Source organism: Maridesulfovibrio sp. FT414, assembly GCF_050916235.1.
GTDB lineage: Bacteria > Desulfobacterota > Desulfovibrionia > Desulfovibrionales > Desulfovibrionaceae > Maridesulfovibrio.
Map to the genome: position 1 here is coordinate 372,086 of NZ_CP104854.1, position 14,510 is coordinate 386,595.

At 50.1% G+C, this 14,510-nt stretch carries 10 protein-coding genes; 2 read left to right on the forward strand and 8 right to left on the reverse strand.

The features are described 5' to 3' along the window. Nucleotides 1-169: 169 nt before the first annotated feature. The 5 genes from N7E73_RS01675 to N7E73_RS01695 all read right to left on the reverse strand — a co-directional run bounded on the left by N7E73_RS01675 (nt 170) and on the right by N7E73_RS01695 (nt 5,799). Complete coding sequence (locus N7E73_RS01675; protein ID WP_432737060.1) at nt 170-865, reverse strand: amino acid ABC transporter permease; 696 nt, start codon at nt 863-865, stop codon at nt 170-172. 12 nt (nt 866-877) lie between these two features. Next, nucleotides 878-1,579: an amino acid ABC transporter permease gene (locus N7E73_RS01680; protein ID WP_432737062.1), complete on the reverse strand. Its 702-nt coding sequence runs from the start codon at nt 1,577-1,579 to the stop codon at nt 878-880. 79 nt (nt 1,580-1,658) lie between these two features. Continuing rightward, complete coding sequence (locus tag N7E73_RS01685) at nt 1,659-2,474, reverse strand: ABC transporter substrate-binding protein (RefSeq protein WP_432737064.1); 816 nt, start codon at nt 2,472-2,474, stop codon at nt 1,659-1,661. Between the two features lie 58 nt (nt 2,475-2,532). Beyond that, the gene (locus N7E73_RS01690; protein ID WP_432737066.1) at nt 2,533-3,261 is read right to left on the reverse strand and encodes an amino acid ABC transporter ATP-binding protein; all 729 of its coding nucleotides are present in this window, start codon (nt 3,259-3,261) and stop codon (nt 2,533-2,535) included. Between the two features lie 735 nt (nt 3,262-3,996). After that, entirely contained in the window at nt 3,997-5,799 is a 1,803-nt protein-coding gene (locus N7E73_RS01695) for a DegV family protein (RefSeq protein ID WP_432737068.1), read from the reverse strand. 222 nt (nt 5,800-6,021) lie between these two features. Between N7E73_RS01695 and N7E73_RS01700 the strand changes: the two genes are divergently transcribed. Together N7E73_RS01700 and N7E73_RS01705 are read left to right on the forward strand one after the other, a co-directional pair. Beyond that, nucleotides 6,022-7,185: an efflux RND transporter periplasmic adaptor subunit gene (locus N7E73_RS01700; protein WP_432737069.1), complete on the forward strand. Its 1,164-nt coding sequence runs from the start codon at nt 6,022-6,024 to the stop codon at nt 7,183-7,185. A 2-nt stretch (nt 7,186-7,187) separates the two neighbouring features. Then, complete coding sequence (locus tag N7E73_RS01705; protein WP_432737071.1) at nt 7,188-10,271, forward strand: efflux RND transporter permease subunit; 3,084 nt, start codon at nt 7,188-7,190, stop codon at nt 10,269-10,271. Nucleotides 10,272-10,357: 86 nt separating this feature from the next. Here the strand turns inward: N7E73_RS01705 and N7E73_RS01710 are convergent, their stop codons facing one another. The 3 genes from N7E73_RS01710 to N7E73_RS01720 form a co-directional block, all read right to left on the reverse strand. Continuing rightward, on the reverse strand, nt 10,358-10,834 hold the full coding sequence (locus N7E73_RS01710; RefSeq protein WP_432737073.1) for an STAS domain-containing protein: 477 nt from the start codon (nt 10,832-10,834) through the stop codon (nt 10,358-10,360). 91 nt (nt 10,835-10,925) lie between these two features. Next, on the reverse strand, nt 10,926-11,330 hold the full coding sequence (locus N7E73_RS01715; protein ID WP_432737075.1) for an STAS domain-containing protein: 405 nt from the start codon (nt 11,328-11,330) through the stop codon (nt 10,926-10,928). Between the two features lie 142 nt (nt 11,331-11,472). Then, the gene (locus N7E73_RS01720) at nt 11,473-14,460 is read right to left on the reverse strand and encodes a PEP/pyruvate-binding domain-containing protein (RefSeq protein WP_432737077.1); all 2,988 of its coding nucleotides are present in this window, start codon (nt 14,458-14,460) and stop codon (nt 11,473-11,475) included. Nucleotides 14,461-14,510: the final 50 nt, after the last annotated feature.

The following is a 14,510-nucleotide window of genomic DNA, read 5'->3' on the forward strand; positions in this document are numbered from 1 at the left end:
AAATTACCGCCGCCCGTTCCCGCTCCGAAATTAAAGCAAATCTCCCAGTAAACGAACATTATGTTAATTAGGGAATTCGGTCAAAAGAAACCTGCAATAAGCCTAATACAAAAAAAGTGCCCCGAAAAAACGGGGCACAAGTATCAGTTTAAGCTGGAAAAGACCAGAGCTATCGATTGCGAGCCTGATATCGGGCAAGGTGTGCTTCCATCTTGCGACTGGCAAAAGTCAGCACATAGCAGATAATAAAATAAAGCACTGCGATAGCTATGAATATCTCTGTCGGCGAGGTCAGAGTTCTGTTGTTCACCTGTGTGGCAGTACGGGTCAGCTCATTAACACCGATAATGTAAGCAAGGGAGGTATCCTTGGTCAGCGATACAAACTGGTTGACGAACGAAGGAATCATGTTCCTGAGTGCCTGCGGCAGAATAACATAACGCATGGCCTGAGCATGTGAAAGCCCGGTTCCTCGTGCTGCTTCCATCTGACCTCTGGGAAGGGCCATAACACCTGCTTTAACGATTTCGCCGATATAGGCTCCCGTAAAAACGATGAAAGCAACCAGTGCGCAACTGAACTCCGGCAATGGAGTCCCCAAAAGAACCGGGGCCAGGAAATAAAACCAGAATATAAGCATCAACAGCGGAATTCCGCGTATGACTTCAATATAAAAGACAGCAATTCCCTTGATGAACATATTGCGGGAAAGACGCATCAACCCGGCTGCAAGTCCGATCCAGAAGGCACCGAAAATCCCGAGTACGGCCAGAATGATGCTTATGGCAAGTCCGCCGAGAGGGCCGTCGGGATAGGCTCCCCATAGAAAATAATCAAGGTTGTTCCAAACTACATCCCATTGCACGAGACGCCACTCCTAGTATTTAATTTGCAGCAGGAAATGCTTATTATACATATTGATCGCAAAAGAAACGATCAGAGAGATACACAGATAAATCAGGGTCGCCACCGTGAAAGCCTCAAAACCGTGGAAGGTATATGATTCAATCTGGCGCGCCATGTAGGTAAGGTCCATGACACCGATGGTCATGACCAGCGAAGAGTTCTTGATCAGGTTGAGCGACTGCGAAATGAGCGGCGGAATGATAATCCTGAAAGCCTGCGGCAGAATGACGTATCTGTATGCCTGCAGGAAAGACAGCCCGGTTGCCCGGGAAGCCTCAAGCTGGTTCTTAGGAATAGAATAAATCCCGGCACGGATCTCTTCCGCTACGAATGCGGCAGTATACACGGTCAACGATATGACGCCTGCGGTAAATTCGAAGTCATGGTCGTACAGCCACTCGTTAACGGCTTCGGGAAGTATGGCATAGGAACCGAAATACCAGAAAAATATCTGGATAAGCAAAGGGGTATTCCGGAAAAATTCCACGAAGGCAAAGCTGAACCACTCGAAAGGCTTGAACTTGGACATGCGCATTACCGCGATAATTGTCCCGAGCAGCAGGGTCAGCACGATGGAGATGCTAGAAATCTTCAGGGTCGTAATAACCCCGTCGATAATCCACTGGCCGTGTTTACCGGTAAGAACCAGATTCCAATCAAACTGATAATTCAAAATGTCTATCCGTTGTTTTCGGGGGAACCGGATTTCCGGCCCCCCGTTATCTACGCTGATACCTTAGACGGCTGACCGATTAAGGCCAGATTTCCATGTTCCAGGTGAGGGGCAGGTAGTACTTGGTATCGGGACCGAACCATTTGTCGTACATCTTCTTGTAGTCGCCGCTCTTCCACATTTTGATGAGGGCAACGTTTACTGCGTCACGGAAGTTGGACTCGTTTTCAGGAAGACCGAGGCCGTAAGGTTCGGGAGAAATGAAGTCACCGACGATTTCCCAGTTTTCGGGATTGGGATCGGAGTTCTTGAGGCCGAGGAGGATGGTGGAGTCGGTGGTAACAGCCTTAACCTTGCCCTGCTTGAGAGCGAGGAAAGCCTGAGGATAACCTTCGAAGGAAATAACGCTGCAGTCTGGCTGGGCAGCAAGGATGTTCTGCTCGGAAGTGGAACCTTTTGCGGTACCGACTTTCTTGCCTTTCAGGTCAGCGGCGGAGTTAATGCCGGAGCCTTTCTTGACCAGCAGTTTCTGACCGTCCATGAAGTAGGTGATGGAGAAGTCAATGGTGTCATCACGGGCGATTTTGTGGGTCATGGTCGCTGCAGCGAGGTCAATGGAACCCTGAACGATCATGGGAATGCGTGTTGCGGAGGTAACAGGCTTGAATTCAGCCTTAACACCGAGTTCATTGGCGATGTAGTTGCAGATGTCGATGTCCATACCAACAAGCTTCTTGGTATCTTCATCAATGTAACCGAAAGGCACAACCGCATCTTTAACACCGCAGATAAGCACTCCACGGTCTTTTACTTCCTGCAGTTTGTCGGCCATTGCGGCGGATGCGCAAAGAGCCATTGCCAGGGCAAACGCAACAACAATAGAAAACTTTCTCATCAGGTCCTCCAGGACTATTTAAGGTTACCGTAATCTCGCCACCAACATCCACTGGCAGCTACAGAATCTCCTTCAGGAACAGCTTTGTTCTTTCATGGGTCGGGTTCTTGAAGAACTGCTCCGGAGGAGCCTGTTCAATAACCTCGCCTCCATCCATGAAAATAACACGGTCAGCCACTTCGCGGGCAAAGCCCATTTCGTGGGTGACACAGAGCATGGTCATGCCCTCACGGGCAAGATCCTTCATAACATTAAGAACTTCGTTGATCATTTCCGGGTCAAGGGCGGAAGTGGGCTCGTCGAAGAGCATTGCCTTAGGCTTCATGGCCAGGGCACGGGCAATTGCCACGCGCTGCTGCTGACCGCCGGAAAGTTCAGCCGGATATTTATGGGCCTGATCGTTGATGCCTACCCTTTCAAGAAGATACAAGGCGGTTTCTTCAGCCTCAGCCCTGGGAATGTGACGTACTTTAAGAGGAGCAAGGGTAACGTTATCGAGAACGGAAAGGTGGGGATAAAGGTTGAACTGCTGAAAAACTATGCCGATTTCGGCCCGCAGATCATTAATGTTTACACTGTTGTCAAGAATGTCCTTTCCATCAAAGGTTATAGTGCCTTTCTGGTAATCCTCAAGCCTGTTGATACAGCGGATGAACGTACTCTTCCCGGATCCGCTGGGACCACATATTACCAGGACCTCGCCTTTGTCGACATGGTCGTTGATACCTTTGAGAACATGAAAATCCCCGTACCACTTGTGGAGATTCTTAATTTCAATCATAGCCATAATGCTTAACTCCAAACTACCGTACCGTTTATAAATCCTGGGAAACCCGTTTTTACATGGCAAAACACCGGGTGATAAATAATCTTACAGCCTTTTTTTCATTTACCCGGTCACAACGTCCAGAATTCAAGAGTGAGCAATATTCATAGCCCAAAACAGAGAAAAGTCAAGGAAATCGAGCCATTTTTCCATTTATGTACAATCAGTAGAACCACGGTACACAAAGAGCAAAAACATCATTGAACAGCTCAACAACCTTCAGATTACCGACAAGGCCAATACAGTAAACACAAGGCCTGATAAATTGATGCACAATATCACACATCCAAATACCAGGGCGAGACAAATATACAAAATTAGGAAAACATTTATTCATAAAATTTGGATTTAATTTTATTTGTACGAATTTTAATCAAAACGTCAGTTTCTATCCACTGAACATAGTAATAAGCCTGTCTCTTTTTCTGGAACTCCCCTCCAGGTCAATCCACGGAAGATCTGCTTAAAAATAAAACTAATTATTTACAGCATATTACCTAAACAGATGATCCTCTTCATGTTTTTTGCCAATGATGTAAATATCTTGATTGATCAAACAATCTACCAACCCCTCATAAGCCGATACATCTGGTCCACACAACCAAGGGCAATCTCCTGTGACAAAACTCAAATATAAAAAAACGGACTCAGGATGACTCCTGAGCCCGCTGGATAACGGCTTTATTTTATGAAGGCCTATTCATCGACAATGAAGGCAACTGCGCAAGCACCCGGACCACTATGCAGGCCAAGAACAGGTGATGCCTCGGTAATGAACTCCGGCACCACTCCGAACTCTTCCTTGAGGATACGGGCAAAGCGCTCGGCGGTCTTCGGCGCATCGGCATGGGAGATGGCATAACGGAAATTACCGCGACCATACGCATTCTCACGCACTATTTTGAGCAAGGCATCTTCCTGACGTTTGCGCCCGAAGGACTTGGCCACAACTCTGGGCTTTCCTTCTCCGGCGAACTGCAGAATAGGCTTGATGTTGAGCATCTTGGCAACAAAGCCCTGCCCCTTGCTCATACGACCGCCGCGCACGGCATAATCCAGAGTGTCGATAGTAACAAAAATCTTAACCCCGGCAATAGCGCGGTCCGCGACCCGCCGCACTTCGGCAGCTGAAGCCCCCTTCCTTGCAGCACGGGCGGCTTCAAGGACAGGCAGGCCGAGTCCGACAGAAAGCTGTTTGGCATCAAGGGCACAGACATTATCAAAAGGACTGCTGGCAATCAGCGCATTCTGGTAAGTTCCGCTAAGAACCTTGGCAACATGCAGCGATACAACGTCAGCATAATCGGAAGAAGCACTGGAGTATGCCCTTTTCATGTCTCCGGGAGAAGGCTGGGACGTAAGAGCCTTGGTCGCTCCCGGCAGAATCTTGTAGAATTCCCCGGAAGTGAGGGTGACCTGATCAATATATTCGTGATCATCAATGGTAAGCCGCATCGGGACAACCCGGATGTCGTATTCCTTCTGGATATGCTCGGGAATATCGCAGGTACTGTCAGTAACAATGCCTACCCGCACATCATCGCTGAGCAGCCGCTTGTGCTGCACCAGCATGTCATCAACCTTGCGCTTGTCCACCTTTCCGAATCCGGAAACGATCTTACCGACTTCATCAGGTTCATTGGTATGAATGTGGATTTTGACCGATCCCGGCATACCGGCAACAATGAGGCTGTCACCCATATGGCTGATGGCATCACGCACAGCCCTGCGATCAATATCCTGTCCCTTGATCAGAAACTCGGTACAAAAACGGTAGTCGAGCTTATCCACTGCGACCTTGTCCTGCACACCCTTTATTTCAAGGGATGAGTTCTTGTTTGAAAGAAAGCTTTTCTCGATCTTTCCGCTGTCGAGCAGATCCATAATACCTTCGAGCAGATAGACGAACCCCTGAGCACCGGCGTCAACGACTCCGGCTGTTTTAAGTTCAGCAAGCTTTTCAGTGGTGGATCTGGCGGAGTCGCGGGCGAATTCGAGAGAGTCGGAAAGGAGATGATAGAAATCTTTGTAATTTTCTCCGTTAGCGTGGAGATGGGCGGCCCAGTCTTTGATGACGCTCAGGATGGTGCCGTCCTTGGGTTCGGAAATGGCTTCACAGGAACGTTTGGCGGCCATGGATGCGGCCTTTACGAAGTCGGCCGGAGAGACCTTGGGCAGATCCTTTACCCCCTCGGCAAACCCGCAAAGGAACTGGGCAAGAATTGCACCCGAGTTGCCTTTAGCCCCGTCAAGGGCGGATTCGGCAATTATTGCGGACATCTTCTCAAGCGAACGCTCAACGGATTTACCGGTAGAACTTACAATGCTGTGCATTGTTCCGGCCATATTGGCCCCAGTATCCCCGTCAGGAACCGGAAAAACGTTGATGGCGTCGAGGTGGGGGGAGTTGGCGATCAGTTTGCTGGCAGCGGCGACCACGCCTCTCCTGAACCGTACCCCGTCAACGTAATCTATCTTTACGGTATTTGCTGTTTCCATATATTTTCGGCTGTTTTTTATGTGTTCTGGTTGGCGCACCTATGTAACATTTGTCAAAAAGCCTTCACTAAGTGCCTTTTTAAAGGCCTTCTTGCAACTTATTTTACAAATAAATACACTTATGTCTTTTTTGTCCTCATAAAGTTTAACAAAGATACTTCAAAGAAATTAAGCTTTAGGGTATATGATTATCAAACATATCCAGCTCAAGGAGACCTTCCGATGACAACCCTGACAAAGAACAACCCGCCTGCCGCAACAAAGAGGATACTCTGCTGCATTGCCATCAGCATTATCTGCATGCTCCAGACCGGCTGTAACGAAGACAAGGATAAAAAACAGCAGATTCCTCCGGCTCCTGTCAGCATCACAAAAGCCGAGCTTAAGGATACTCCCTATTATCTGCAGGCCATCGGAACGGTAAAACCCATAGAAACCATCACCGTGCGCTCCCGCGTTACAGGTTACCTCAGCAAGGTATTCATTAAAAACGGTGAATATGTGAAAGCCGGACAACAGCTCTTCACTATGGACCCCTCGCCTTACGAGGCTTCAATCAGGCAGCTCAAGGCGGAACTGGCATCGGATAACACCAAATACGAACAGGCCAAGCGGGACTACAACCGTTACCGCGACCTTGTCCGGAGAAAAGTCGTCAGTGAAGAAAACTTTGAACAGAAGCGTCTGGACATGAATACCGCCAGTGACGCAATCGCTGTTACTCAGGCCAAGCTCAACGATGCAAACAACGACCTGAACTACTGTTTCATCAAATCACCCATCGACGGACTCGCCGGATACATAAACCCGACCGCCGGAAACCTGATTGAGGAAAACAAGGACCAGCTCGTTGTCATCAACAAGATTTCGCCCATTGCAGTCAATTTCTACCTGCCCCAGATATATCTGCCCGAAGTACAGAAATATGCTTCCAACTCAACCCTCGAAGTCATCGCCATCACCGAAGGGTTAAGCGAACCTGAAACCGGCAAGCTGACCTTCATCGACAACAATGTTGATATGAATACGGGAACAATATGGATGCAGGCGACCTTTGAAAACAAGGACAGGATGCTTTGGCCGGGCAATTACGTCAACATCCGCCTCAACCTGTACAGGGAGGATGCCATCCATGTCCCCATGCAGGCGACCTGTACCGGACCGAACGGCAAATTTGTCTGGGTAATGAACCAGAACAGCACCGTGGATATGCGCCCGGTAACAGTACAACGAAGGTCGGGAAAGGTGGATATAATAACCGCCGGACTCAAGGATCAGGAAACAATCATCACCGACGGTCAGTTGCGCCTTTTCCCCGGTGCCCCGGTGGTAGTCATGAATCCGCATACAGTTGAAACGGCTAAAGATGACGGAAACGGTGAATAGCTATGAACATCACCGAACTGTTCATCAAACGTCCGGTAATGACCACACTGGTGGTCATCGCCATGGTATTCTTCGGGATTGTGGGCTACCTGAACCTCCCGGTCAGCTACCTGCCGTCCGTTGAATTCCCCACTCTGCAGGTCACTGCGGCTCTGCCGGGTGCAAGTCCTTCCACAATGGCCTCATCGGTGGCAACTCCGCTGGAAAAGGAATTCACGTCCACTCCCGGACTCAGGTCCATGAGTTCCGTGAACTCGCTTGGACAAACCCAGATCACCCTGCAGTTCGACCTCGACCGCGACATCGACGGAGCAGCATCCGATACCCAGGCGGCCATTTCGAGGGCCAGCGGAGACCTTCCTTCGGACATGCCCCAGCCGCCCTACTATGAAAAAGTAAACCCTGCCGACGACCCGATCCTGTACATGGCCATCTGGTCCGAGTCTATGCCTCTTTACAAGGTCAACGAATACACAACCACATTCCTTACCGACACCATATCCATGGTCAACGGTGTTTCAAAGGTGGACATTTACGGCGAATCAAAACTGGCCGTGCGTGTGCGTGTTGACCCGGAAATGCTCGCCGCCCGCAAGATTGATATTGACGAAGTGCGCGCGGCCATAGCCAGCCAGAACGTCAAGGAACCGGTCGGAACTCTGGACAACAGTCTTGAATCGGTAACCATCGAATCAACCGGCCAGCTTAAGACCGCGGAAGAGTTCATGCCCATGATTTTCGAATCCGACGGAGGACGGACAGTAAGGCTCTCCGAGGTCGGCGAAGTCATAAACTCCATCCAGTCCGACAAATCCGGTTCGTGGGTTAACGGCAAGCGGGCTATCATCATCGCCATCAAGAAACAGCCCGGTTCAAACACCATCGACGTCTGCGAGACCATCATCAAGATGCTGCCGACAATCCGTCAGCAGATACCCGCCGGTATCAACATGAAGGTCCTCTACGACCGCTCCGTACCAATCAAGGAAGCAGTTGACGATGTTCAGGTCACCCTGCTGCTGGCGATATTCTTCGTCATCTGCGTTATCTTCTTCTTCCTGAAAAACTTTTCAGCCACCCTCATCGCATCGGTGGCGGTACCGGTTTCCATAGTCTTCACCTTTGCCATCATGTTCGTGATGGGATATTCGCTCGACACGTTGTCACTGCTGGCACTGACTCTTTCAGTAGGGTTCGTCGTGGACGACGCGGTGGTCATGATCGAAAACATCGTGCGCCATCTTGAAATGGGTAAAAAACCATACAATGCAGCGCTGGAAGGTGCGAAGCAGATCACCTTCACCATTATTTCGATGACCCTTTCACTGGCAGTAGTATTCATCCCGCTCATGTACATGTCCGGGATCATAGGGCGCATCCTGCACGAATTCGCCATGACCATCACCGTGGCGATTCTCGCTTCCGGCGTAGTTTCCCTGACCATGACTCCCATGCTGGCCAGCCGCATACTCAAACCGGGCAGCAAGCTCTCCGAATCCGACCCGATCTTCGATTTCCTGCTGCGCCAGTATGACCGCTCTCTTCACTTCGTTATGCGCCACAGGCGCTGGACCATGGTCGCAGCCGGACTCATCCTGCTGGCGACCATCCATTTCTTCATAGCAATCCCCAAAGGGTTCCTGCCTACGGACGACATGAGCTACTGTCAGGGCTTTGCACAGTCAAAGCAGGGCATTTCCTATTCTGCCATGAAGGATCATATCAAAAAGCTTGAACCGATCCTCATGGCCGACAAAAACATAAAGGATGTAATTACCGTTGCCGGAGCTCCGGTCAAAAACCAGGGATACGTATTTCCCATGCTGGTTCCGCCGGATGAAAGAAAAATGACCGCCGACGAAGTAGCCATGGACCTCATGTACAAGCTCAACAACGAGCCGGGAATCATGTGCTGGATCCAGAACCCGCCAATGATCAGGCTCTCGGCAAAATCAACAAAGAACCTGTACCAGTACACCCTGCAGGCTCCCAACCAGAGTGAACTCTATGCCATTGCGCCCATCTTCGAGATGGACCTGCGCGGCATTCCTTTCCTCACCGGACTGACTTCAGACCTGATGGACAGCACTCCTGAGCTCTGGGTCAAGATCGACCGGGACAAGGCCTCGTTCTACAACGTCACCGCCCACGATATTGAGAACACCCTCAACTCCGCTTATTCGGAGCGCAAAGTATCCACCATCTACGGAGACACGGACCAGTACTGGGTAATACTGCAGGTACTTCCCTACAACCAACGCGACCCGCGTGACCTGATGAAACTTCATGTCGCCAACAAAAACGGCGACCTGATCAGGATGGACACCATCGCCACTTTTGTTGAGAAACCGGGCCCCATGCAGGTCAACCACACCGGCATGCTGCCCTCGGTAACGTATTCCTTCAACATCGCACCCGGATACTCACTGAGTGATGCAACCTCGGCCATCAACAAACTGGCCCTTGAAAAACTGCCCGACACAGTTGTTTCAAACTTCGAGGGAACAGCGGACGAATTCCAGAAATCCATGTCCAGCGTATTCTTCCTGCTGGGTGTGGCTGTCTTTATCATCTATATGATTCTTGGAATTCTATACGAAAGTGCCATCCACCCCATAACCATCATTTCCGGCCTGCCCTCGGCGGCAATCGGCGGCCTCCTGACACTCACACTGTTCGGCAAGGACCTCGACCTTTTCGGCATCGTGGGCGTCATAATGCTGATCGGTATCGTCAAGAAGAACGCCATTATGGTCGTCGACTTCGCGCTGGAAGCGGAGGAGAAAGACAATCTTTCTCCGGCAGAAGCAGCAATGAAAGGATCGCTGGAAAGGTTCCGCCCGATCATGATGACTACCATCGCAGCAATTGCCGGAGCCATGCCCATTGCACTGGGACTGGGAGCAGGCGCACAGGCCCGCCAGCCCATGGGTCTTGCCATTGTTGGCGGACTGATCCTGTCTCAGGTGGTAACCCTTTACCTGACACCGGTAGTCTACACCTACATGGATGCCTACCAGAAGTGGTCATACGAACGCGGCCGGGCAAAGCGAGAGTTGCTGGGCATACCGCACAAGCATGAGTAGGCACGGCATACTCACGAGATCAAAACACAACGCCCCCGGCAGATCGGAACCTGCCGGGGGCGTTATTCTTGTACAATTTATGAGGACTACCAGTCCATCAGTACTACAGCATCCTTCATTTCTGGTACTATCTTTAAAAAGCGGTCCATATAAAGCATCTTCATGGTCTTGATAATCCTGTCGTTCATATTCGTGAAGACAACCATTCCGCCGCGCTCGTTTGCCTTTTTATGCGCATTGATGAGGACACCCAGGCCCACACTGTCTATGGACTCCACAAACTTCAGGTTAAAGATGATCTTGCAGCCGTATTCAGAAACAGCGTCATACAACCTGTCCTTGTAATGCCTGAGGGTTGCGTTGTTAAGCCTGCCCTTGGGAGCGAAAATATGAAATCCCCCCTTCTTTCGCTCAATTAAATCAAATGGAGCTTCAACAACATAATTAACTGCAAAGTCGACATCATTGACATCGTCATTTTTTTGAACGTTTGAATTTATCAACAAATTCCGTGCGTTCACCCCTAAACGAACAGTATTTTCTCTTTCCGCTATGCTAGTCATGGGGCTTATGGTGCATTGCCTATGCCAACAGTTCACCCTGGCAGGACTACCATCTTCTTACCAAAACACATACCCGAAGGCGCTCAACAGCTTACCACTCAAGCAGTTTCTCTGCGCTTTCAATGTCCGGAGCTATCTGTAAAAATTTGTCCATGTTCAACATCTGCATATTTTTAAAAATCATGGGATTCATTGAGCAATATACAATCATGCCCCCGTAATGATCGCAGTTCTTATGAGCGGCAATCATGGTCCCAAGTCCGACGCTGTCTATAAAATCAACGTCCTTGAGCGACATCACAATTTTGCATCCTTCTTCGCAGCTGAGGTCATACAGGCGATTCTTAAAATATCTGGCAGTAGCGTTACAAAGCCCCCCTTTCGGGCATAAGACAACAAAACCGTCTCTATCCTGCTCAACAAAATCAAATTGAACCGAGTCAATTCCTGACGCTCTATCAGCCGCAGAGCTATTTTTTCCCTTAAAATCAATCACTAAAAAAACTCCCTCAACAAAATGACTATACCCCGTCAGCAGCCGGACTAAAAATGCATGGCAAAAGTCTCAAACAACTGACTCAGTGGCAACCAGAACAAGCAGATATAATTAAAATTAAAATATAGCATCACCATATGTATTATACAACACATTCATGTAACAGGCAGTAATCGTTGCTTCCTTTTGCCGGAAGAACCACCCCCTGAGAACTGCGCCCATCAACCTTTACAGTAATAGGCGCTGGCAGCCTAACGTGGCTTACGAACTCTCCAGCCTCTGCCGCAGGCTGGGAAGTGAACCAGTCCCAATCCATAACATTGCCGGGCTTATCGAGAACCATCAGATAGTTAATACCAAGTGTTGTTATGTTATGAAAGAAATGTGAACCCTGCGACGGTTCCACCTTCAGGCTTTCAGTTGAAGTCTCAACAATAACCGACACCCCGGAAATATCAGGCCATTCCACAGGAATTCCAAGCCAGTGGTCGGCTGATCCCCACCGCCCCGGCCCTGCAAGCAGGTATTTCCGCCCCTGCTTGACCAATGCCCCGTTCAGTGAGGCAATCTCCCTTGCAATGTTGCGTGTTTTTGCAACATCAAAACTGTCAGGCCGGACAAAAAGAATATCTTCTATGCCGGTCTTTTCTGCGTTACCCAGCGCATGGGTAGATACGCATACCGCCTTATCCACCTCTTCGGTGCTGATGGAAACCTGATTCAAATCCGCCCTGGCACTCATGGGCCTGAGCTGAAGCAGATTGAATTCGGGCATGCGACCGTCTTCATACAGATTGACCGCAAATTCCATTTCTACCGGTCCGCCCATGCCTTTCTCGGCAAGACGCAACACATCACCCAGCATAGGGGCCAGCGGAATGATTTTGTGCTTCAGCACTGGAGCGAAAAGAATTACTTTTGGCCCTGCTGCATGTGCTGTATCCCTGATCCTCCCCTCGTCAGGCAGGTAGGTTGAGGCAAGCATCCGCACGGGACCGGAATCTTCGAAATCAGCAATATTCAACTTTTCAAGATTGGCATTGCCGCGAATGTCACGGATGTCTCCGTTGTGCATCTTGAGCGCGTAAAATGATGTCTGCGCATTTTTCAACGAATCGGCAAGTGTCGGGCACTGGGGCAGAATCTTCGGGTAACGCGGCGAAAAACGTATGCACTGCTCACCGTCCACAACCGACTTGCCTATACCCATGGCGATGGTGGCAACCCCGTGCTCGGGCTTCATCTTGCCGAACGGGTAATAGTTGTATGACTGGCCAACCCCGGAAATGGCAGGGAAAAAGTGTTCACCGTAACGCTGTCCGACCATCTCCTGAATGATGACCCCCATCTTTTCCTCATCTGTCCGCTGGTTTACCCTCTGGGAAAAGGATTTCGGAGCCTTGTAATAAGTGGATGCCCAGACAAGCTTGATGGCTGAGACAAGCTGCTGCAGCCGCTGCTCGATATCCGGGTGGTCATTGGAGATCATGTATGTTGAATAAAGTCCGGCATAGGCCTGATACTGGGCATCCTCCAGCAGGCTGGAAGAACGGACTGAAAGCGGATACCTCACTTCCTGAAGATAGGCCCAGAGCTGGGCCTCGATCCATCCCGGGAAATAGGCTTCCTTGAAAATTTCAGCAACTTTCGCGTCCTCCACATCTGCTGTTGCCAGATAGGAAAGATCATTCATCTCCATGAAATCATCGAAACCGGATGTACCGATGGTCAGGGTTCTGGGGGCAGAAATAATCATCTCCGGATATTTTTCGTGCAGCCATTTATTTCTGGTAAGCATGGAACAGATAAAGGCGATTCCCCTGGCCTTGCCTCCCAGTGATCCTGACCCGATCTTAAGAAAGTCGGTATCCGGGTCAAAGTCCTTCGGGTTGAAGGATACGATGACTCCCTGCTGTCTCTGCATCCGCCGTTCCCTGATCAGGCCGATAAGATGGCGGCGGTGGGTCTCCCAATCCGGAAAATCAGTTTCCTTCAGCGGCCTGATCTTGTTGGCAAGGGAAATCTCGGTACGGGCATAGAACCAGCGCGAAAAATCATTCCTCCGACAATGTCGGATGAATAGCTCCTCCGGAATATTGCACAGAATCCGCTCAAGCGCATACAGGCTGCCTGCCCGGGCAATTTCGTTATCTTCAAGGTCCCGGACCACAAAATCACCGAAACCCAGATGATCAACCACGAATCTGCGTACCGTGCTCATCAGCTCAGGGGAATTCTTGTCCACGAAATCTGCCGGGATAGTAGCTGCCCGTTCCCTGTTCTCAGGTTCATTGCTTCCCAGCAGCAGCGGAATATCTTCACGGAGTGACTTGATCTCCTTCAGGAGATCAATACCGGCATCACCGTCAAGTCTGCCCATTCGCGGAAAGCGTACATCGGACAAAACCCCCAGAATATAAGGCTCGTATTTCCGAAACAGTCCCAACGCTTCCTCATAGGTGCGTGCAGTGAGAATCTTGGGCCTGGCCCTCATGGTCAGCAGCCGGTGTTCGGAATTGAGTCCCTCCTCAATAAGAGCCTGAGTCTGCCTTACCAGTTCCTTGTAAAGGATCGGCAGCAGCGAGGCCAGATAACGCGGCGAATCCTCAACAACAATGATAACCCGGATTCCGACCTCCCGGGTATCGTGCTCGACGTTGAGCAGGTCCTCCAGATTCTTGACCATGGCCACAAGCAACTCGGCATCCCCGGACCAGACAAACTGACGGTCAGTGCCCTCGCAGAGCTCTTCATCGGATACGGCCAACTGCTTGTGGGCCAGCATGGCGACCGGAATACCGGGGATCTTATCCTTTATCCGCCGCCCCATGGAGCAGCAATTCATATTCGTAAGGTGCGGCATGATAATGACCATATCGAAAAAACGGATATCCAGCAGCGCAAGGGCCTCCTCAATGTCGGACACCCAGGTCAATCTGGGAGGACGGCTCAGGTTCAATCCGCGGTATTCACTGACTATACGTTCCGAAATCCGGCTGTCCTCCTCCATAACCCAGGCATCATAGGGACTGGAAATCAAAAGAATATCCCGGACCTTGATCTGCATCAGGTCATGGTAGAGGTTGAACCGACTGCTCTCCCCGCCAAGAAATGTCATTTTATCTTCCATTACCCACCTGCATGCTCACAATAATTATAAAAAAGGCGGACAGCGAAATC

Coding starts and splice junctions, on each gene's coding strand:
- N7E73_RS01685 (WP_432737064.1), bottom strand. CDS start 2,474: ATGAGAAAGTTTTCTATTGTTGTTGCGTTTGCCCTGGCAATGGCTCTT.
- N7E73_RS01690 (WP_432737066.1), bottom strand. CDS start 3,261: ATGGCTATGATTGAAATTAAGAATCTCCACAAGTGGTACGGGGATTTT.
- N7E73_RS01700 (WP_432737069.1), top strand. CDS start 6,022: ATGACAACCCTGACAAAGAACAACCCGCCTGCCGCAACAAAGAGGATA.
- N7E73_RS01705 (WP_432737071.1), top strand. CDS start 7,188: ATGAACATCACCGAACTGTTCATCAAACGTCCGGTAATGACCACACTG.
- N7E73_RS01695 (WP_432737068.1), bottom strand. CDS start 5,799: ATGGAAACAGCAAATACCGTAAAGATAGATTACGTTGACGGGGTACGG.
- N7E73_RS01720 (WP_432737077.1), bottom strand. CDS start 14,460: ATGGAAGATAAAATGACATTTCTTGGCGGGGAGAGCAGTCGGTTCAAC.
- N7E73_RS01710 (WP_432737073.1), bottom strand. CDS start 10,834: ATGACTAGCATAGCGGAAAGAGAAAATACTGTTCGTTTAGGGGTGAAC.